This is a genomic window from Rhodococcus sovatensis (genome assembly GCF_037327425.1).
GTDB lineage: Bacteria > Actinomycetota > Actinomycetes > Mycobacteriales > Mycobacteriaceae > Rhodococcoides > Rhodococcoides sovatense.
The window spans coordinates 3,286,102-3,304,983 of sequence record NZ_CP147846.1; the positions used below are offsets into that span (position 1 = coordinate 3,286,102).

The following is an 18,882-nucleotide window of genomic DNA, read 5'->3' on the forward strand; positions in this document are numbered from 1 at the left end:
TGTGCTCACAGGTTCACCTTCGAGGTGTTGGTTTTGGCCAGTCCGTCGAGACGCGACTGCGCGTCGTCTCCGCCGTAGATGTCCTGCAGAGCCGACGCCCAGTTCTGCGTGGTATCGAAGAACTTCTTCTGCGGCGTGAACTGAATCTTGGACTGATCGATTACGGTTTCGAACGTCTCGAGGTAGCCCGCCTGATCGGCGACCTGATCCTTGAACACGCCGTCGAACACCGACTTCCGAACCGGGTCGGCGTAGATGCCGCCCTGAACGGCCTTCGACATCGCCTCTTTGCCCGTTGCCCACTGCATGAACAGCCAGGCTGCGTGCTTGTTCTTCGACATCGAGTTCATCGCCAGCGACCATGTCCAGAGGTTGGTGGCGTAGCTACCGTCCGGTCCCGCAGGTCCCGGGTACCACCCGATGTTGCCGGCTTGAGCCGACGCTCCCGGCTTGTTCTTGGGGTACGTCGCGCTGTCCGCGTCGTAGACCATCATGGCGGTTCCGTCACCGAGATCGCCGGTAGCGTTCGGGTAGTCGTAGGACGTCCACGATGTGGGCCCGGCCAACTTCTGCATCTCGATCCACTTCTCGGTGAAGTCGACGGCCTTCGCGGAGTTCATCCGAGCCTGCAGCTCACCGTTCTCGAAGACGTAGTCCTGCGCGCCTTCACGGGTGTACTGCGTCATGAAACCGGGATGGATGGTCGCCCAGGATTTCGATCCGCGGGTGGCGATGCCGTATCGGTTCTGCGAGCGATCGGTCAGATCGATGGCCAGCTGGATGAAGTTGTCGAACGTATCCGGCAACGTGATGCCATTGCTGTCGAAGTAGGCCTTGTTGTAGGCGACGACGTTGTTCTCGAATCCCCATGGGAGTGCCCACTGACCGCCGGTTCCGAGCGGTGACCCCTGCTCGAAGTCCCAACTCGTCGACGTTCGCAGACCCTCGTAGATGTCTTCGAAGTCGTACTCGTCACTGGTGGCAGAGCTGTTCTTCAGCCACGGCCCCAGGTCTTCGAGCCATCCGGGCGGCCCGTACTGCCAAATGAAGTACGCACCGAGCATGAACACATCGTGTTTGCCTGTGCCCCCGGCAAGTTCGGTATTCAGCTTGGTGAAGTAGTCGGCCTCGGGTACCAGGTCTGCGTTGACGGTGATGCCGGTGAGCTGTTCGAACTCGACGAGCAGCGGCTGAAAGGACTGCTGGTACGGATGCGGAGTCTGCAGGATGTTCAGCGTCGTACCCTGCGCCGCTTTCCAATCGAACGGCCCGGTGACCTCACCCGCGCCGTTGACGGCGTTCACTGCGCCGCCGACACCGCACGAGGACAGGATCGGCACCGACGCCGCAGCGACACCTGCCAGACCCATCGCGCGGAGCATGTCCCGCCGCGAGAATTGACGATAACTCATGTGATGTGTCTCCAAGGGGAGTCGAGCAGGAGCGAATCAGGACGGAATGAGCGAAACTTTGACGGACTCGGTGCCTGCACCGACGAGATCGAGCCCCTTCTGGAAGTCGGCAAGCGGAAGCTGATGGCTGCAGATCTTGTCCATCGGCAGCACGCCGGACTCGATCATGCGGATGGCGGCAGGCCAGCAGTACGGGCCGAGGTGCGCGCCCAGCACGTCGAGTTCCTTGTCATCGGAGATGATCGACCAGTCGACGGTGACGTCGCTACCGAAGACACCGTATTCGACGTACGTGCCGAGCTTGCGAAGTAGGTTGAGTCCCTGCGGAACTGCGGTCGGATGGCCGGTTCCCTCGAGGTAGACGTCGGCGCCGTAACCGTCGGTCAGATCTTTGACGATCTTCTCGGCATCCTCGTTGCGAATATCGATGACGATGTCGGCGCCGCATTCCTTGGCCAACGCGAGCTTCTCGGGCTGCATGTCGAGTGCGATGACGTGTGCCGGATTCTTCGCTCGCGCCCCGGCGATCATGCCGAGTCCGATGGGGCCACAGCCGGCGACCACGACAACGTCGTCGAACGTGATGCCCGCACGCTCGACGGCGTGCAGTGAGCACGAGAGCGGCTCGGCGAATGCTGCATGGGCAGGCGGAATGTTCTTGGATACTTTGTGCACCAATGCTTCTGCCGGGTACACCATGTAACTTGCCATTGCCCCGGGTGTGCGGCGCTTGAATCCGTACAGGTCGTGCGGCGCGCACATGTGGTACTGACCACGAAGGCAGAATCGGCACTTCCAACACGGCACGATCTGCTCGGACACCACACGGTCACCCACGCCCACGTTCCATCGAGCGGATGCCTCGTCGTCGATGACGACGATTTCGCCGACGAACTCGTGGCCCGGAATGACGTCGGTCTCGGCCCACGCAGGACGGTTTTCGTCGCCCCAGAATTTGGCGGCACCGTGGTAGCACTTGAGGTCGCTCGCGCAGATTCCTACGGCCTCGACGCGCACGAGCGCCTCACCCGGCCCCGGCACCGGAACGGGGACTTCTTCGAGCCGGTAGTCCTCGGGTCCATGGCAGACGACTGCGGCCATCTTCTCCGGAATTGTCGTTTCCGACATCGTGTGACTCCTTGTGCAGCAGTTTCGATCCGCGTGGGCAGCGCGGGTGAGGTGAAATATTGCCCTGTTGCGATGTGTTGGCGCTCACAGTATCGAACGCGTATACATATGTCCAGAACGAATGTTCATCCAAACAAACTCCGTGCACATATGTTCAATGGGATACTGACGACCATGGCGACCAACGGCTCCGCGAGCGAACAAACCCCGTCTGCCGACGGCAGCCACTTCGCACCCACGCTGCTGTACACCGCCGCCAAGCTGTACTACGACGAAGAAGCCACTCAGGCCGAGGTGGCCGCCAAACTCGGCACCAGCAGGGCAACGGTGAGCAGACTGCTGTCCGAGGCCCGACGCCAAGGAATCGTCCGCATCGAGGTCATTGCACCGAGCACCTACTCTCAGGACGGTCTGGCCGAGCGCCTCGCCACCGCACTCGGACTCGACAACGTCTACCTGTCCGCGCCGCTACCTCCCGCAACACCGTCCAAACCGACGGTCGACGTCATGGGTCGCTACCTCGCACCAGCCGTTTCCAAGGCCCTCGGTGCAGTCGGGCTGATGCCCGGGGACATCCTGCTGGTGTCTTCGGGGCGGACTGTCTACGAGGTTGCACAGTTCGACCTCGACCGAATTCCCGGAGTACTCGTCGCCCCCACCGTGGGTGGCAACGACCAACCCGAGGAGTGGTACCAGACCAACGAAATCACCAGGCTCATCTCCAACAAGCTCGGCGGGCGTGCCAACTACCTGTTCGCTCCCGCCCTCCCCGGAGCGGACCTGCATGCGATCATCCACTCCGACCCCGCGATACAGCGAGTACTGGAGCTGTGGCCGCAGGCCAAGTGCATTCTGATGGGCGTCGGCGCTCCTCCCCTGCTGCGTTCCGATATCCCTCGATTCGTCCCGACAGGCTCCGCGTCTCTGCGCGATTCGGTAGGCGACGTGTGCTCACGCTTCTACGACCGCGACGGCAATTCGATCGCGTTCCCCGGATCCGACCGACTCATCGCCGTCGAACTGGCTGCGCTACCGAAGATTCCAGTAGGAATTGCCGTGGCGGTCGGTCTCGACAAGGTCGCGCCGATCATCACCGGCGCGCGTGCGCACTTCTTCAACCGACTCGTCACCGACCCGGCAACAGCTCAGGAAATCCTCGCGCACATCACCGCCGAGGACAGGAAGGACGTTTCATGACAGGCTCCCCGACGGCGCTTCGCCTGGATGGCAAGCGGGTTCTGATCACCGGTGCCAGCAGGGGAATCGGTGCCGACATCGCGCGCACGTTCGCTGCAGCCGGAGCTCGCCTTCTGTTGTCGGGCCGTGATCGCCGAACTCTCGAGACCCTGGCCGACACCGTGGACGCCGAAACGGAAGTCCTCGTCGCTGACTTGTCCAGCCCCGAGGGGCCCACCGTACTCGCCGACGAAGCGGTGGGCGTATACGACGGCATCGATGTCCTCGTCAACAACGCTGGAATTTCCTATCCGGAAGCCGTCGACGCGCTCGACACCGCACACTTCGACCAAGTGCTGCAGGTGAACCTTCGTGCCCCGTCACTTCTGGCCGCGCGTGTCGGCCGGTCCATGGCAGAGTCCGGCGGCGGCTCCATCATCACCGTCGCCTCGGCTGCTGCCCTACGGCCGCTTCCGGAGCACTACGCGTACTGCACGTCGAAAGCAGGGATCATCATGGCGACCAAGATCCTCGCGCTCGAACTCGGCGGCCGCGGAGTGCGGGCCAATTCCATCTGCCCCACAGTGGTTCTCACCGATATGGGCCAGAAGGTGTGGGGCGATCCGGTCAAGTCCGCGCCGATGCTCGGCCGAATTCCGGCGGGCCGCTTCGCCGTGCCGTCGGAAGTGTCCAACACAGCCCTATGGCTGGCGTCGGACGCATCAGCGATGATCAATGGCGTCGACCTACCGGTCGACGGTGGCTACTTGGTCAGTTGAGCACCGGCATGCACGATGTCTCGCGTGGCTGGGTACAGCTGCAACCAGTTGCCGTAGAGGTCGTCGTACAACGCCTTGTGGGCAGGATTCGGCGGAACCTCGGATGCCACTGTAGCCCAGTCGGTTTCAGGCGACACCGCGCCGACTCCGATCGCCGCCAGCAGACTGTCGCCGTAGCTCGCACCGATAGTCTGTTCGGTGACCAGCTGCGTCCGACCGGTGATGTCGCTCAGCGCCTGCGCCCACACCGGGCTGCGTAGACCACCACCGACAGCCACCGCTCGCGACACCGGGGTGGCCGCATCGTCGAACATCTCCAGAATCTGCCTGATTCCGAACGAGATTCCCTCGTACGCTGCTCGAAAGATGTGCCCCCGGCCATGGCGGAGAGTCAGCCCTGCCATCACCCCTCGTGCGTCGGCATCGAAGACCGGGGTTCGCTCGCCTGCCAGATACGGCAGAACCAGCAACCCTTCGGCACCGGCCGGAACAGCGGACGCTTCACGCATCAGCACATCGAACGGCGCACCGCCGGTGAGCGTTTGAAGCCAGGTGGTCAGTGAACCCGCAGTCGACGTTCCCGCTGCCAGCGCGTAGGTACCCGACTGCACCCCGGTGGTCGTCCACAATGCAGGATTGGTGTGATAATCGGCCAGCACCTGAACGAGAAACATCGTCGATCCGTACATCAGCATGAGATCACCCGGATGCCGAACACCGACGCTGAAGGCCTCGGCATACGCGTCTACAGTGCCGGCAACCACCGGTGTTCCGACACGGATTCCCGTCGCTTCGGCCCCGCGCGCATCGACACGACCGACGATCTCACTCGGCCACGCGAGCCTCGGCAATTCGAGGCCGCCGAGGACGCGGTCGACCCATTCGGTGTTCCAACCGAATTCGCGAACCGAGTAGAGCGGATCGCACTGGCTTGCCGTGTGATGGTCCTGCACATACTCACCGGTGAGTTTGGCGACGATGTACGAGTTGGAGCCATACCAACGCGTGGCTCGAGCGAACACCTCGGGCTCGTTGTTACGTACCCACTCGATCTTGGGTCCGATGGCCTGACTGGACAACGACTTTCCGCACCGAGAGAGGATCTCGGCTGCACCGAAAAGTTCGGTCATCTCGACGATTTCGCTCGTGGCGCGTGAATCGATGCCGTACAGAATGGCCGGGCGTACTGGTCGGAGCTCGGAATCGGTGAGCACGAGGCACGGGCCGACACCGCTGACGCAGACGCCTTCGATCGACGAACCTGCCGGGACTCGAGCTACCAGCGTCGACGCGATCGCACAGACATCCGCCCACCAGACGGCCTCCGCATCGACCTCGGCCCACCCGGGGTGCGGTAGCGACATCGTGTGCGCTCGTTGCTCCGATGCGAGAATCTCTCCGTCGACGGTGACGAGGACGCCTTTGCTGCTGCCGGTGCCCATATCGATTCCCACGAACAATTCCACTCTTCGACACTATCGGAGCGGGGAGAACCTGTGGCCGGTAAGCAGGCATCGGGGCGACAGGGCATCATGGTCAGCTGTGCCAGAGTCGACCGATCCAGCGCCCGACGCGACTGCGAACGCGCTACAACCCATCAGCGCAGGCATCGTCGCCGCGCTGGTCGGATTCACCAGCTCGTTCGCGGTCGTCCTCACCGGACTTCGGGCAGTGGGCGCGTCGCCCGCCGAGGCCGCGTCGGGTCTGCTGGCGATCTGCGTGACCCAGGCGATCGGAATGCTGTATCTCGCACGCCGGTACCGGCAGCCGATCACCCTCGCGTGGTCGACTCCGGGAGCCGCCCTGCTCGCGGGAACCGGAGCGGTCGCCGGGGGTTGGCCTGCAGCAGTCGGCGCCTTCGTCGTCGTCGGGCTGCTGGTGGTTGCCACAGGTATGTGGCCGCGGCTGGGGGCGCTGATCACGTCGATTCCGACCTCGCTCGCGCAGGCGATGCTTGCCGGTGTCCTGCTGCCGCTGTGCTTGAAACCCGTGACGGCATTCGCGGCATCGCCCGCCGTCATCGCGCCCGTTGTCCTCGTCTGGCTTGTACTGCAACGCTACTCGAAACGCTGGGCAGTGCCTGCGGCGTTCGGTGCGGCCACGATCGTCATCGGGATCGACGTCATTGCCGGAGATCGTGTGCCGAGCGCATCGGAACTGATACCGCGCGTGGACTTCACGGTTCCGCACTGGACGTGGCAAGCCATCATCGGCATAGCGCTGCCGCTGTACATAGTCACAATGGCATCGCAGAACATCCCGGGGATGGCCGTCATGAAGTCCTTCGGCTACGACGTGCCGTGGCGCCCAGCGATGAGTGTCACTGGAATCGGAACTGTCATCGGAGCCCCACTCGGCGGGCACACCATCAACCTCGCTGCGATCAGCGCTGCGCTCGCGGCCGCCCCCACTGCGCATCCGGATCCACGGAAACGATGGATCGCGGCATCGAGCGCAGGATGGTTCTACCTGTTGCTCGCCCTGTGTTCGGCCGCGGTGGCGACGCTCGTGGCAGTCGCCCCCGCCGGCGTCGTCGAAACCGTCGCGGGACTCGCGCTTCTCGGGACGCTCGGCGCGTCGCTCGCGGGCGCGCTGAGGGACGAAACAGGACGTGAGGCCGCCATCGCAACCTTCCTGATCGCTGCGTCGGGTATCGGTATCTTCGGCATCGGATCCGCGTTCTGGGCGTTGGTGGTCGGTCTGGTCCTCCGCTGGGTTCTCGCCCCGAGGCCGATAGAGTAGGCGGCCATGACAGCTTCCTCCGATCGCGCGTTCGCTGCCGACTACCCAGCTCTGTGGCCACTGGGAACGCGGTGGGAAGACAACGATCACTACGGTCACGTCAACAACGTCACGTACTACTCGTTCTTCGACACCGCGGTGAACGGTTGGCTGATGCACACCACCGGTGTCGACATCAGACAGTTGTCGGCGATCGGCGTCGTCGCCGAGACCTCGTGCCGCTACCACCGCGAGCTGTCGTTCCCCGACGCGCTTCAGGTGGGCCTGTCGGTCGAGAAGCTGGGCACCCGCAGCATCGTCTACGCGCTCGCATTGTTTCGCGAAGCGCCCGACGACCGACTGGAGCTAGCTGCCACCGGTCGTTTCGTCCACGTCTACGTCGACGCCCAGACCCGCACGCCGGTGGCGATCCCCGCGGAAATCGAGTCTGCAGCGCGGACTCTCATCATCCCCAGCTAAATCCCCCGAGCTAGATCCCTCCGGCGCTAGATGCCGATGTCGTCGGCGACACCGAGAGCTCGCGCCACGATGTCGTCGATCAACGACGTCGTGGGACTTCCCGCACCCGCGCGATTACGCGAGTCCGCCTCGGCCCGACGCATCACGCCCTCGGCGATGATCGACAGCTTCCACAGTGCCAGTGCCTGCCAGAATCCGACCGCGGACACATCGCGTCCCGTCTTGGCTGCATAGTCGGCGGTCAATTCTGCGCGCGACGGGAACCCGGGCAGGGTGGACGCCATGAACGGGCCAGCGACCGCATCACCCGCCTCGGGCCAGTACGCGAGCAGACCACCGATATCCGCCAGTGGATCACCCAGCGTGCAGAGTTCCCAATCGACGACCGCAACGATCGATCCATCAGAGGGCGAGGTGATCACGTTGTTGAGATGGAAGTCTCCGTGCACGAGAGTGAGCTCACGCTGATCCGGGATATTGGCGGCCAAGCGTTCGGCGAGCAAATCGATCGCGGGAACGTCTCGGGACTTCGAGTTCGCCCACTGAGTCGTCCATCTCTTCAGCTGACGTTCGGCATAGGGCTTGTGACTCGCCAGGTCGAGCAACCCGGTGCTCTCGAGATCGACGCGGTGGATGTCTGCGAGCGCGCTCGTCATGCTGTGCCCGACCGAGGCTCGCACACTCTCAGCGATGGCGCTCGCCTTGGTCACGGAATCGAGGACGACACCGTCGACGTAGCTCATCAATACCAGCGGAACATCCGACACGGCGGCATCCTCGGTGAGCGCGATCATCTTGGGGACCGGCACCCCGGTGTTCTGTAGCGCCGTCAGAATCCTGTACTCGCGTACTACGTCGTGAGCCGACGCGAGGAGGTGACCGAGCGGCGGTCGGCGCAGTACCCAGCGGCTTCCACCTGCATCGCTGACGGCGTAGGTGAGATTGGACTGTCCGTTGCCCACTCGCTCGAAGGTCAGTGGTGACACTGCGCCGATTCCAAGACCCCCGATCCATTCGGAGATTGCGGAGAAGTCCACATCGGTCGTCATCGATGTCCTTTCGTCGGATGCGAGGGCGTCTGAAAGATCCTGTGCCACTCTTGCATGTTCGCATCACCGACTGTGTGAACTCCGCACGGCACAGACAGCAGAACGGCAGCACAGCAGAACGGCGTCGCAGGCGTATGCCTGCGACGCCGTTCTCGGCTCGCGTGTGCAGGAGCCACAGGGCTTCCTGCTGAAGAAAGGCAGGTCAGCTGGCGCGGAGGAACGACGCCTTGTCAGCAGCGCCCGGAACCTCGAGCTCGACGACGTCACGCTTGGCGGCGACCTCATCGACGTCACCGATCAGGAGGGAGACGAGAGCTTCCGGCTCGGCGCGCCACGCGTGACTCATGGTCTGTAGTTCGGCAGCGACGAAGAGGCCACTGTGTTCGAGTGCTTCGATCCACTCTTCGACGGCCTCAGCGGTGACGACAGGCATCGACTCGCGGTCGAGCAACTCAACCTCGAACTCGTAGCAGAAGAACGCGCGCATCATCTCGAGCTGGCTGGTAGAAAGTTCAGCGGAGTCGCTCGATGCAGGCGTCGTGACTTCGGGACGGGTATCTGCGAGTGTCATGATTTCTCCTTCGATCGGCTACGCTGCGCGGTGCCTTACGGCCGCTGATTCGACTTCCACGGCACCGTGTCCATATCGTTACAAAATTCGGTGTAACAAATTTGCGCTCTTGCCCGATCCGTTGAAACTACGCCCAATTCGACGAGCGCCGCCAGACCAAACCGAATGATGTGATAAGCGTCACATCAATTGAAACCATCCCGTGACCGTTCGGATTCGAATCCTCTTCACGCTGTCGGCACATCGCCATCGAAACAAGGATGCCGGCGAAGGGCCAGGTAGCGTTGCCTGTCGTGGTCCCGAAGTCAGTGCACGTATCCGCCAGCACCCGTCGGGCACGAGTCGCCGTCTTCGGAATTTTCGGAGTGAACGGGTTCCTGTTCGCGATGTGGGTGGTTCACATCCCGTCGATCGAACGCCGCACCGACATCTCACACGCCACTCTCGGATCGCTTCTACTCGTGCTCGCCGCCGGCGCGATCGTCGGAATGCAGGCGTCGGGTCCACTGTCGGACAGGTACGGAAGTGATCGACTCGTTAACATTTCCGGATCGCTTCTAGCGGTAGCGCTGCTCGGGCCGGCGCTGTCGACCCACATGGTCACGCTCGGACTGTCACTGTTCGCGTTCGGAATGTTCAACGGCTCCCTCGACGTCTCGATGAACTCGCAAGCCGTCGACGTGGAGCGGACGTACATGCGGCCGATCATGTCGGCCTTTCATGCCTTGTTCTCCGTGGGCGGTGTCATCGGGTCTCTCGTCGGAGCGGCGACATTGGCCACCGACATCCCCATCGTCGTATCGATGGGAGGTTCAGCCCTCCTCGGGCTGGCCGCCGTAGCGCTCTGCCGTCCGTATCTCCTCGACGTCTCGAACACGCTCGACGGGCCACAGCAAGCCACGCCGGAGGTCGGCCACGGCAGATTCTCGGCCCGCGTTCTCGCGCTGGGCGCACTGGCATTCGCCCTGCTTCTCTCCGAAGGAGTGGCGAACGACTGGAGCACACTCCAAGTGAAGGAACACCTGGGCGCCTCCGACGGTACCGCCGCACTGGCGTTCGGATTCTTCGCCGCCACGATGACTGTCGGCCGGTTCTGTGCCGACCGTGTCAGCGGACGCTTCGGACCTGTCGCGGTGGTGCGGTACGGAAACTTGATCGCGGCAGCCGGCATGCTCCTCGTGTTCGTGTCCGACTGGTTGCCGCTGACGCTGGCAGGCTGGGCAGCCTTCGGACTCGGGCTGTCCGGCAGCGTCCCGCAGATCTTCTCGAGCGCAGGCAACCTCGGATCGGGTGCCGCAGCCACCAACATGTCGAGGGTGGTCGGGATGGGGTACGTCGGATTTCTCGCCGGGCCCGCTGTGATCGGTTGGTCCTCGCACTTTCTCTCGCTGACGACCGCGATGGTCGTGCCGCTCGTGCTGACGTCGATCGCGGCAGCAGCAGCAGGCGTCGTGCGGCCCCGAGACGCCGCAACACGAAAAGCAGGTTGACGGCTCCTTCACATCGCACGCTCAGAGTCGTGTTGCATCCTCGTAGGCGACAGGTATGCGGATTGGAACAACAGGGGGTTGCTCGGGGATGAGCATGGATACCGACAGCATGGAGCTGGTCGAGCTGGAGGGAATCGAGGACGAGCAGAGCGCGGTAGCTCGCGGCCGCGGAACGCTCGTACGGCTGGGCGTGGTCGCCGCGTCCATCCTGGCATCGGTCTTCGTACTGTCGATCCTGCCGGCCCTCGGTGTCACCTATCCGCACTCGCGCGTGATGTTGCCGAGCCTGACGGGCCCGGCCGATGCCCTGCTGCAGATGTTCGGGCTGACTCCGGTCCTGGTCGCCGTCGCAGCGCTGACTGTCCTGACGTTGATCCGCAGACTTCCGTACGGCATCGGCGCTGTCATCTCACTTGTCGTCGGCGCCTCACTTACTACGGCAGCCGTGCGGACCTGGGCGGACGGCTGGGTACCTGCATCCGCTCTCCCGAACGGCTACGTGTGCGCATGCATATCGCTGATCTGCGCGGCAACGCTCGTCGCTGCGCCGCGGTTCCTGCCGATGGTGTGGGGTCTGGGGGCTGTCGCAGCGATCACCGTCTCCAGCGCCGCCGTGGTCGGTGGCGCGGCGAGCATCGTCGGCGTCGCGACGACTCTGCTGATCGTCGTCGGCTGGTGGGCGGGATCGTCGGCAGTGATGCTGTACTCCCCGATCGCTGCCGAACGCGAGGCTCAGAACCCGCTCGATACGGCCGCACTCGCATTCCGCCGGAGAATGCGCTGACCCCCGGTGACTACTCGAGTCACCGGGGGTCAGGGAGTGTCGCCTACAGAGCTTTGAGCTCCTCGATGACCGAGTTGACCGATTTCTTGGCATCGCCGAACAGCATCGACGTGCGATCTGCGGTGAACAGCGGATTGTCGATGCCCGCGTAGCCGGAGCTCATCGATCGCTTGAGCACGATCACCGAGCGTGATTCGTCGACGTTGAGGATCGGCATTCCGTGGATCGGACTGGACGGGTCGTTGCGCGCTGCCGGGTTGGTGACGTCGTTGGCGCCGATGACGATGGTGACATCGGTGCGTTGGAACTCACCGTTGATGTCGTCCATTTCCTTCATCGCGTCGTATTCGACGTCGGCTTCGGCCAGGAGCACGTTCATGTGCCCGGGCATACGGCCGGCAACAGGGTGGATCGCGTACTTGACCTCGACGCCTTTGCTCTCGAGGATCGACGCCATGTCCTTGACGGCGTGCTGCGCCTGCGCAACCGCGAGACCGTAACCGGGGACGACGATGACCTGGGAGGCGTAGGCCATCTGGATCGCGGCGTCGGCTGCCGATGTTGCCTTGACCGTGCCACCGGATGCGTCCGCGGCCACTCCCGCGTCGGAACCGCCGCCGAACGAACCGAACACGATTGCCGGGATCGACCGGTTCATCGCGGTCGCCATCAGGTTGGTCAGGATCGACCCGGATGCGCCGACGATCATGCCTGCCACGATCATCGCAGTGTTGTTCAGCGCCAAACCAGCAGCAGCAGCGGACAAACCGGTCAGTGCGTTGAGCAGCGAGATCACGACCGGCATGTCGGCGCCGCCGATCGGGAAGACGACGAACAGACCCATCAGACCCGCCGCGACGAGCACGAGCACGATCGACCACATCGGCGTGCCCTCGCCCGGAGTGGACTTGACCCCGATGAAGATCGACACCGCGACGGCGAAGACGAGCAACACGATATTGGTCAGCTGGAAAATGCGCGCGTTCTTCACGAACGCCTTCTCCACGTTCTTGTTCAACAGTTCCTGCAGTTTCAGGAACGCCACCAGCGAACCCCAGAAAGACACCGAACCGATCACTGCGGCGAACAGCGATCCGACGACGATGTGCACCGTCGGCTCTTCACCATGCTGGAACGCGGAGAATCCGTCGGTTTCGATGAACTCGGCCCAGGCGATGAGGGCGACAGTGCCGCCGCCGACGCCGTTGAACAGCGCCACCAACTGAGGCATCGCCGTCATCTTGGTGCGCTTGGCCGGCGGAACACCGAGCAGCACGCCGATAGCCAGGCCTGCAGCGATCAGGATCCAGTTGATCGTGGCGGCGTCGCGCACCTCGATCAGAGTCGCGACGACGGCGATACCCATACCGATCGCAGCGATCCAGTTACCGCGAACGGCGGTCTTCGGGCCGGTCAGGCCCATCAGACCGTAGATGAACATGCCGAACGCGACGATGTAGAGAATGTTGACGAGATTGTTCATCAGGAGTCAGCACCCTTCTCTGCTTTCGCAGGCACTGGCTTGGACTTGAACATTCCGAGCATGCGGTCGGTGACCAGGAAGCCGCCGACGACGTTGAGGGTGCCGAAGATCAGTGCGACGAACGCGATGATTCGCACGCCCCAGGACGCGTCCTCGGGAAGTCGGCCGAGAACGATCAGCGCACCGAGAACGACGATGCCGTGAATGGCGTTCGTGCCCGACATCAATGGCGTGTGCAGTGTGTTGGGCACTTTGGAGATGACGGCGAAGCCGACGAAACCGGCCAGCACGAGAATCGCGATATTCGCGAGAAGTGGGGTGTACATCAGGCTTCTGCCTTTCTGGTGACACAGGACTGCGCGAGCACCTCGTCCGAGAAGTCAGGCGCGAGTGAACCGTTCTCGTCGATCATCAGCTCGAGCAATGCGGACACGTTCTTCGAGTACAGCTCGCTGGCGTGTTCGGGCATCGTCGCCGGCAGATTCAGCGGGGAGCAGATGGTGACGTCGTGCTTGACGACGGTTTGTCCTGGCTCTGTCAACTCGCAGTTGCCACCGGTCTCACCGGCGAGGTCGACCACGACGCTGCCGGGCTTCATGCCCTCGACCGCAGCCGCGGTGACCAGGCGCGGTGCCGGACGTCCCGGCACCAGAGCGGTGGTGATGACGACGTCGAAGCTCTTGATTGCCTCTTCGAGAGCTTGCTGCTGCTGAGCGCGCTCGGACTCGGTCAATTCACGCGCATAGCCGCCTTCACCGGCAGCATCGATACCGAGATCGAGCCACTGCGCACCGACCGAGCGCACCTGATCGGCGACCTCGGGACGCACGTCGTACCCAGTCGGACGCCCGCCGAGACGCTTCGCCGTCGCGAGCGCCTGCAGTCCTGCGACACCGACACCGAGCACGAGGACTGTCGCGGGCTTGACGGTGCCTGCAGCAGTGGTGAGCATCGGGAAGAAGCGAGTCGACTCCGACGCCGCCAGAATCACCGACTTGTAGCCGGCGACGTTGGCCTGCGAAGACAACGCATCCATCACCTGAGCGCGAGAGATACGCGGAATGGCTTCGACCGCGAACCCCTGCACGCCGGCTGCGGCCAATGCGTCGATCTTGTTGTCGGCGTTACGGGGCGCGAGGAATCCGATCAGCGTCGAACCTTCGGAGAGCTTCGCGATCTCCGCATCGGTGGGCGGGGCGACCTTGACCACCACATCGGCAGACCACGGGTCCCCGATCTCAGCGCCCGCTTCGAGGTACAACTCGTCCGGAATGAGGGCCGACAGACCCGCCCCCGATTCCACGAGAACGCGGATGCCCCTACCTGTCAACGACGCGACGACCTTGGGAACCAACGCAACGCGGCGCTCGCCCTCCACAGACTCACGCACGACGCCGACCGTCGTCGCCACCCCGCTGTTCGTCCCGCTCTCGGTGCTCTGCGATGTTTCCAAATCTCCGACTTCCGTGAGTTGAATGATGCCTACGGATCGGCGAACGGGGGTAACCGTCCGGCGAACAGGCGAATCCATGCGTCAAGGCACAAGGTCACTGATGATAGCCAGAGTCAGCAGACGGAAGGTAACCCATGACACACTCGGGCCGGCTCTGAATCGAATCCGTACATTCACGACGTGCAGTAGTGGCCAAACTTGTGACAGACATCATAGGGAGGCACTTCGGCGTCGCCCGCCTACAGTGGTCCGCGTGAACAACTGTGTCTTCTGTGCCATCGCAGCCGGCGAAGCCCCGTCGACAACGGTCCTCGACACCGAGGACGTGGTGGCTTTTCTCGATATCCGCCCCATTGCTCGCGGGCATGTTCTGGTGATTCCGAAGCAGCACTCCACCGATCTCGACTCCATGGAACCGGCGCTCGGCAGCGCGGTGTTCGCAGCAGGCCAGCGCATCTCGCGAGCCCTTCGACGATCGGACCTACGTTCGGACGGTGCGAACCTGGTCGTCAACGACGGCAAGGCCGCATTCCAGACCGTCTTTCACACTCACCTTCACGTCGTGCCGCGGTGGACGGGAGACAAGCTCCGGTTCGCCGGAGGCTTCCTGACGCGTCGACTTCGGGAGCCAGAGCACACCGCTGCGGCGATCCGGGAAGGTCTCGCACGCCTGGCCGCCGAAGAGGTCGGATGAAGCTGTTCCTCGCGTCGTATCGCTTCGGCGCTCATGCTGACGAGTTCGTCTCCCTCACGTCGGGCCCAGGGCGTGTTGCCGTGATCGCCAACGCTGCCGACAGCTGGCCCGAAGCGGCTCGACTCTCGGCGGTGACGAGCGAGCTTCACGGACTGCGTGAACTCGGCTACGAGCCGAAGGAACTCGATCTCCGAAACTTCGTGGGCCGAACAGCCGCACTGGAAGCCGAACTCGACTCCGTCGACACGGTCTGGCTGCGCGGAGGAAATACCTTCGTACTGAGGTCTCGTCTGCACCAGTGCGGCGCCGACGAGGCACTCGTGTCGCGAGTACGCGATAGTTCTCTCGTTTTCGCCGGCTACAGCGCCGGTGCCTGTGTAGCATCGGCGTCGCTACGCGGTATCGAAGCCGCCGACGATCCGACAGAAGTGACGCCGACCACCGGCGAGCCGACCCTGTGGACAGGCCTCGGCCTGGTCGATATCGCGTTCGTACCGCACTTTCGATCGATTCTCGATGAACACGACGTCGGTGACACCATGGTGGAGCGGTACCACCGCGACGGAGTCGAACACCTGACCCTTGACGACGACCAGGTATACGTCGTCGACGGAGACCGGCGCGGACGGATCTAGCCGAACTGGGCGATCGGTGCCAGTCGATCGAGCGAAGACCACGCCATGATGCACCGCCGACGCGTCACCTCGTCGGCGTCGAGCAGAAGCATGTCCAGCAACAACCGTGGTTGCTGCTTCCAGGTGTCCTCCGCCTCGAGGACCGTTGCCTTCTCGAAGAGGCCCGACTGAGCCAATGCCGTCACCCATTCGCCGACATCACCGCGGTGAATGGATTCGATGGTGTCGTATTCGACTCCACCGTCTTGAAATTCGTACGAGAACATCGCAGCGACGTAGTTCCACGATTTCCGGTGCGGATCCATCATCTTCGAGCCTCCTTGTCGCCGGTAGGGACGGTGAAACCGTGCCGACCGTTGGCCTGGACGCTAGACCTCCGAGCTACAACATTCCGTTGCGTCGGCGCATCGATCAGGTAACAGAGTTGCTGGTGTGACTGTTGTGACTAGATGCGCGCGTGTTGTGAATACCCTTCGGCGCCGTACTCGGTAGGCTTCGTCATCGTGTGGAAGCGGGGAACCATCGCCGGCGCGGCAGTAGTGTCGGCCATCGTGTTGGGGTGCTCCACACTCTCGGGGTGTTCGAGCTCCGGTTCGGACTCCGGCAGTGCGACGGACAGCGCGTCCCCCTCCAGCAGCCCCGACACCGAGGAACTGTTCGTCGGCGAGTGCGGCTCGATGACGGACGAGCACATCGCATCGATCACCGCCGTCCGCGGCATCACTTCCTCGTCGAAGAATGCCGTTCGCTGTCGATGGGACGCAGTCGACACCGGCGCATACGCCATGTTCACGTGGTACCGCGGAAGCCCCATCGATCGAGAACGCACCGTCGCAGGTCAGATGGGGCGGGAAATCGGAATCATCGATGTCGACGGCCATCCAGGATTCACGGCGAAAGGCACCGACGCCTCCTGCGAGGCAGGAGTCGAGTCAGGAGATGGATTCCTGCACTGGTCACTGAACTACGTCTTCGCGGTGCCGCCGCGCGACAGCTGCGAGGTCGTCGAAGACCTGGTGCGCGCGACCGTCGAGAACGCGAAGTAGTGACCACCATGAACCGAACTGCCCTGCTCGTCACCACCTGCGCCGCAGCCCTGACACTGGCCGTCGGCTGTAGCACCACAATCGACGGCACCCCGGTGGCCCAAGGCGCAGGCGACGGCAACACCGAGTTCGACAAGCTGCTGCAGGAGTGTGTCGCGGTACCCGACGACAAGATCGCCGAGACTGTCCAGGCAGATGTCGTCGACCAGTACTTCTTCGGCGCAGTCTGCATGTGGACCGGCAGCGGCCCCTCGGGCATCATCGACGTCACGTTCGCCTGGTACGAGAACAACTCCCTCGGTCGCGAACGCAGTCTGGCCGAAGAACTCGACTACTCGGTCGAGCCGGTCACCGTGTCCGGAACGAGTGCCTTTCTCTCCCGCAGGCCCGGCGACTCGGCCTCGTGTGGCATCACGGCGTCATACTCGGGAACTGTCACGTGGTGGGTGCAGTACCGCGGGGGTGCGCTCGACCCCTGCGAGGGGGCGACGCGACTTGCTGAACTGACGTTGCAGCGCAACCAATAACGGTTCGGATCACCGCTCGGTTCAATAGGCTTGGTCGCAGAGCACTGCTGATCGAGATGGAGAGCACACGATGACCGACCTGACCGAATTGGAACGGGCCCTACCGGCCGGCGCGATCCTCACCGACCCCGACGTCACCGAGGGGTACCGGCGGGACTGGGCGAAGGATCCCAATGCGGGTACACCGTTGGCGGTCGTCCGCGCTACCTGCACAGCCGATGTACAGGCCGTGATGCGATGGGCCACGAAGCACCGAGTTTCGGTGGTGCCACGCGGGGCTGGATCCGGATTATCCGGTGGCGCAACAGCTGTCGACGGCGGAATCGTGTTGAGCACCGAACTGATGCGCGAGATCACCGTCGATCCGGTCACCCGCATCGCCGTCGCCCAACCAGGATTGCTCAACGTCGAAGTGAAGGCGGCAGCCGCCGAGCACGGCCTCTGGTACCCGCCGGATCCGTCGTCCTTCGAGATGTGTTCGATCGGTGGAAACGCAGCCACCAACGCGGGCGGACTGTGTTGCGTGAAGTACGGCGTGACAACCGATTATGTGCTCGGTCTCGAAGTAGTCCTCGCCGACGGCACCGCCGTCAGGCTCGGCGGTCCACGACTGAAAGATGTTGCGGGACTGTCGTTGACCAAACTGTTCGTCGGCAGCGAAGGAACGCTCGGCGTCATCACCGAGATCACCGTCCGCCTGATTCCGGCCCAGCCGCCCGCCAGCACCGTCGTCGCCTCGTTCGGCTCCGTACGTGACGCGACGTCCGCCATCCTGGCCATCACCCGCAACCTTCGACCGTCGATGCTCGAGTTCATGGACCGAGCATCGATCGGTGCCGTCGAAGATGCGATGAAAATGGGCCTGGACCGCGACGCGGCGGCGATGCTCATCGCGCGATCGGACTCGGCCGGTGCAGATCGTCAGCGCGAGATCGAGATCATGGCGGCAGCGTGTACCGATTCGGGCGCGTCGGACGTGTTCACCACCGACGATCCCGAGGAAGGCGAGGCCTTCGCCGCGGCTCGGCGGTTCGCGATCCCCGCGGTGGAACGGCTGGGAAGTCTCCTGCTGGAGGACGTCGGAGTTCCCCTTCCGGCTCTACCGGACCTGGTCGAGGGAATCGAGCGGATCTCGGAGAAGTACGAGGTCCTCGTCGCCGTGATCGCGCACGCAGGTGATGGCAACACCCATCCGCTGATCGTCTTCGACCCCGCCGATGCGGACATGGAACGACGAGCCAATATCGCCTTCGGTGCGATCATGGACCTTGCAATTTCGCTGGGTGGCACCATCACCGGCGAGCACGGCGTCGGGCGGCTCAAGAAGGCGTGGCTACCGGATCAGGTGGGTGAGGACGTCATGAAGCTGACGCAGCGCATCAAGACCGCGCTCGATCCCGACGGCATCCTCAATCCAGGGGCAGTTCTGTAGGCCTGGCCGCGCTGGGAGCTCC

The 18,882-nt window shown here is 63.5% G+C and carries 20 protein-coding genes; 11 read left to right on the top strand and 9 right to left on the bottom strand.

Features of this window, described 5'->3' with window-relative positions; all coding sequences use genetic code 11:
- Nucleotides 1-5 precede the first annotated feature (5 nt).
- Both WDS16_RS15155 and eltD read right to left on the bottom strand, forming a co-directional pair.
- Complete coding sequence (locus WDS16_RS15155; protein WP_338893470.1) at nucleotides 6-1,382, bottom strand: ABC transporter substrate-binding protein; 1,377 nt, start codon at nucleotides 1,380-1,382, stop codon at nucleotides 6-8.
- Nucleotides 1,383-1,448: 66 nt separating this feature from the next.
- Entirely contained in the window at nucleotides 1,449-2,540 is a 1,092-nt protein-coding gene (eltD, locus tag WDS16_RS15160; RefSeq protein WP_338886068.1) for an erythritol/L-threitol dehyrogenase, read from the bottom strand.
- A 174-nt stretch (nucleotides 2,541-2,714) separates the two neighbouring features.
- Here eltD and WDS16_RS15165 point away from each other — a divergent pair, with 174 nt between their 5' ends.
- Both WDS16_RS15165 and WDS16_RS15170 read left to right on the top strand, forming a co-directional pair.
- Complete coding sequence (locus tag WDS16_RS15165) at nucleotides 2,715-3,737, top strand: sugar-binding transcriptional regulator (RefSeq protein WP_338886069.1); 1,023 nt, start codon at nucleotides 2,715-2,717, stop codon at nucleotides 3,735-3,737.
- Nucleotides 3,734-4,495: a glucose 1-dehydrogenase gene (locus tag WDS16_RS15170; RefSeq protein ID WP_338886070.1), complete on the top strand. Its 762-nt coding sequence runs from the start codon at nucleotides 3,734-3,736 to the stop codon at nucleotides 4,493-4,495. Before WDS16_RS15165 ends, WDS16_RS15170 begins: the two co-directional genes overlap by 4 nt.
- On the opposite strand, the gene WDS16_RS15175 is transcribed toward WDS16_RS15170, so the two are convergent.
- On the bottom strand, nucleotides 4,480-5,961 hold the full coding sequence (locus WDS16_RS15175) for an FGGY-family carbohydrate kinase (RefSeq protein WP_338886071.1): 1,482 nt from the start codon (nucleotides 5,959-5,961) through the stop codon (nucleotides 4,480-4,482). The genes WDS16_RS15170 and WDS16_RS15175 overlap by 16 nt on opposite strands.
- A gap of 76 nt (nucleotides 5,962-6,037) precedes the next feature.
- Between WDS16_RS15175 and WDS16_RS15180 the strand changes: the two genes are divergently transcribed.
- Together WDS16_RS15180 and WDS16_RS15185 are read left to right on the top strand one after the other, a co-directional pair.
- A complete protein-coding gene (locus tag WDS16_RS15180) occupies nucleotides 6,038-7,237 on the top strand; it encodes a benzoate/H(+) symporter BenE family transporter (protein WP_338886072.1) in 1,200 nt (399 codons plus the stop codon).
- Between the two features lie 6 nt (nucleotides 7,238-7,243).
- Entirely contained in the window at nucleotides 7,244-7,696 is a 453-nt protein-coding gene (locus tag WDS16_RS15185; protein ID WP_338886073.1) for a thioesterase family protein, read from the top strand.
- Nucleotides 7,697-7,722: 26 nt separating this feature from the next.
- On the opposite strand, the gene WDS16_RS15190 is transcribed toward WDS16_RS15185, so the two are convergent.
- Both WDS16_RS15190 and WDS16_RS15195 read right to left on the bottom strand, forming a co-directional pair.
- Nucleotides 7,723-8,745 carry a phosphotransferase family protein gene (locus WDS16_RS15190; RefSeq protein WP_338886074.1) on the bottom strand — a complete coding sequence of 341 codons (1,023 nt, stop codon included), beginning with the start codon at nucleotides 8,743-8,745 and terminating at the stop codon, nucleotides 7,723-7,725.
- 202 nt (nucleotides 8,746-8,947) lie between these two features.
- Nucleotides 8,948-9,316, bottom strand: coding sequence for a hypothetical protein (locus tag WDS16_RS15195; RefSeq protein ID WP_338886075.1), 369 nt, complete (start codon nucleotides 9,314-9,316; stop codon nucleotides 8,948-8,950).
- 260 nt (nucleotides 9,317-9,576) lie between these two features.
- Here WDS16_RS15195 and WDS16_RS15200 point away from each other — a divergent pair, with 260 nt between their 5' ends.
- Both WDS16_RS15200 and WDS16_RS15205 read left to right on the top strand, forming a co-directional pair.
- On the top strand, nucleotides 9,577-10,806 hold the full coding sequence (locus WDS16_RS15200) for an MFS transporter (protein ID WP_422395673.1): 1,230 nt from the start codon (nucleotides 9,577-9,579) through the stop codon (nucleotides 10,804-10,806).
- Between the two features lie 94 nt (nucleotides 10,807-10,900).
- Nucleotides 10,901-11,590, top strand: a complete 690-nt coding sequence (locus WDS16_RS15205) for a hypothetical protein (protein ID WP_338886077.1) — start codon at nucleotides 10,901-10,903, stop codon at nucleotides 11,588-11,590.
- A gap of 43 nt (nucleotides 11,591-11,633) precedes the next feature.
- On the opposite strand, the gene WDS16_RS15210 is transcribed toward WDS16_RS15205, so the two are convergent.
- From WDS16_RS15210 to WDS16_RS15220, 3 genes are read right to left on the bottom strand one after another with little or no spacing between them, the layout of a single operon-like run.
- Nucleotides 11,634-13,073 carry an NAD(P)(+) transhydrogenase (Re/Si-specific) subunit beta gene (locus WDS16_RS15210; protein WP_338886078.1) on the bottom strand — a complete coding sequence of 480 codons (1,440 nt, stop codon included), beginning with the start codon at nucleotides 13,071-13,073 and terminating at the stop codon, nucleotides 11,634-11,636.
- Complete coding sequence (locus tag WDS16_RS15215; protein WP_338886079.1) at nucleotides 13,073-13,399, bottom strand: NAD(P) transhydrogenase subunit alpha; 327 nt, start codon at nucleotides 13,397-13,399, stop codon at nucleotides 13,073-13,075. Before WDS16_RS15215 ends, WDS16_RS15210 begins: the two co-directional genes overlap by 1 nt.
- Nucleotides 13,399-14,526, bottom strand: a complete 1,128-nt coding sequence (locus WDS16_RS15220; RefSeq protein WP_338886080.1) for a Re/Si-specific NAD(P)(+) transhydrogenase subunit alpha — start codon at nucleotides 14,524-14,526, stop codon at nucleotides 13,399-13,401. The genes WDS16_RS15215 and WDS16_RS15220 overlap by 1 nt, the downstream gene beginning before the upstream one ends.
- 253 nt (nucleotides 14,527-14,779) lie before the next feature.
- On the opposite strand from WDS16_RS15220, the gene WDS16_RS15225 reads away from it, so the two are divergent.
- Together WDS16_RS15225 and WDS16_RS15230 are read left to right on the top strand one after the other, a co-directional pair.
- Nucleotides 14,780-15,220, top strand: coding sequence for an HIT family protein (locus WDS16_RS15225; protein WP_338886081.1), 441 nt, complete (start codon nucleotides 14,780-14,782; stop codon nucleotides 15,218-15,220).
- The gene (locus tag WDS16_RS15230; protein WP_338886082.1) at nucleotides 15,217-15,855 is read left to right on the top strand and encodes a Type 1 glutamine amidotransferase-like domain-containing protein; all 639 of its coding nucleotides are present in this window, start codon (nucleotides 15,217-15,219) and stop codon (nucleotides 15,853-15,855) included. The genes WDS16_RS15225 and WDS16_RS15230 overlap by 4 nt, the downstream gene beginning before the upstream one ends.
- Here WDS16_RS15230 and WDS16_RS15235 read toward each other — a convergent pair.
- Entirely contained in the window at nucleotides 15,852-16,163 is a 312-nt protein-coding gene (locus WDS16_RS15235; protein WP_338886083.1) for a hypothetical protein, read from the bottom strand. The genes WDS16_RS15230 and WDS16_RS15235 overlap by 4 nt on opposite strands.
- Nucleotides 16,164-16,358: 195 nt before the next feature.
- Here WDS16_RS15235 and WDS16_RS15240 point away from each other — a divergent pair, with 195 nt between their 5' ends.
- The 3 genes from WDS16_RS15240 to WDS16_RS15250 all read left to right on the top strand — a co-directional run bounded on the left by WDS16_RS15240 (nucleotide 16,359) and on the right by WDS16_RS15250 (nucleotide 18,860).
- Nucleotides 16,359-16,901 carry a DUF3558 domain-containing protein gene (locus WDS16_RS15240; RefSeq protein WP_338886084.1) on the top strand — a complete coding sequence of 181 codons (543 nt, stop codon included), beginning with the start codon at nucleotides 16,359-16,361 and terminating at the stop codon, nucleotides 16,899-16,901.
- A gap of 8 nt (nucleotides 16,902-16,909) precedes the next feature.
- Nucleotides 16,910-17,428 carry a DUF3558 domain-containing protein gene (locus WDS16_RS15245; RefSeq protein WP_338886085.1) on the top strand — a complete coding sequence of 173 codons (519 nt, stop codon included), beginning with the start codon at nucleotides 16,910-16,912 and terminating at the stop codon, nucleotides 17,426-17,428.
- A 70-nt stretch (nucleotides 17,429-17,498) separates the two neighbouring features.
- A complete protein-coding gene (locus tag WDS16_RS15250) occupies nucleotides 17,499-18,860 on the top strand; it encodes an FAD-binding oxidoreductase (RefSeq protein WP_338886086.1) in 1,362 nt (453 codons plus the stop codon).
- Nucleotides 18,861-18,882 lie beyond the last annotated feature (22 nt).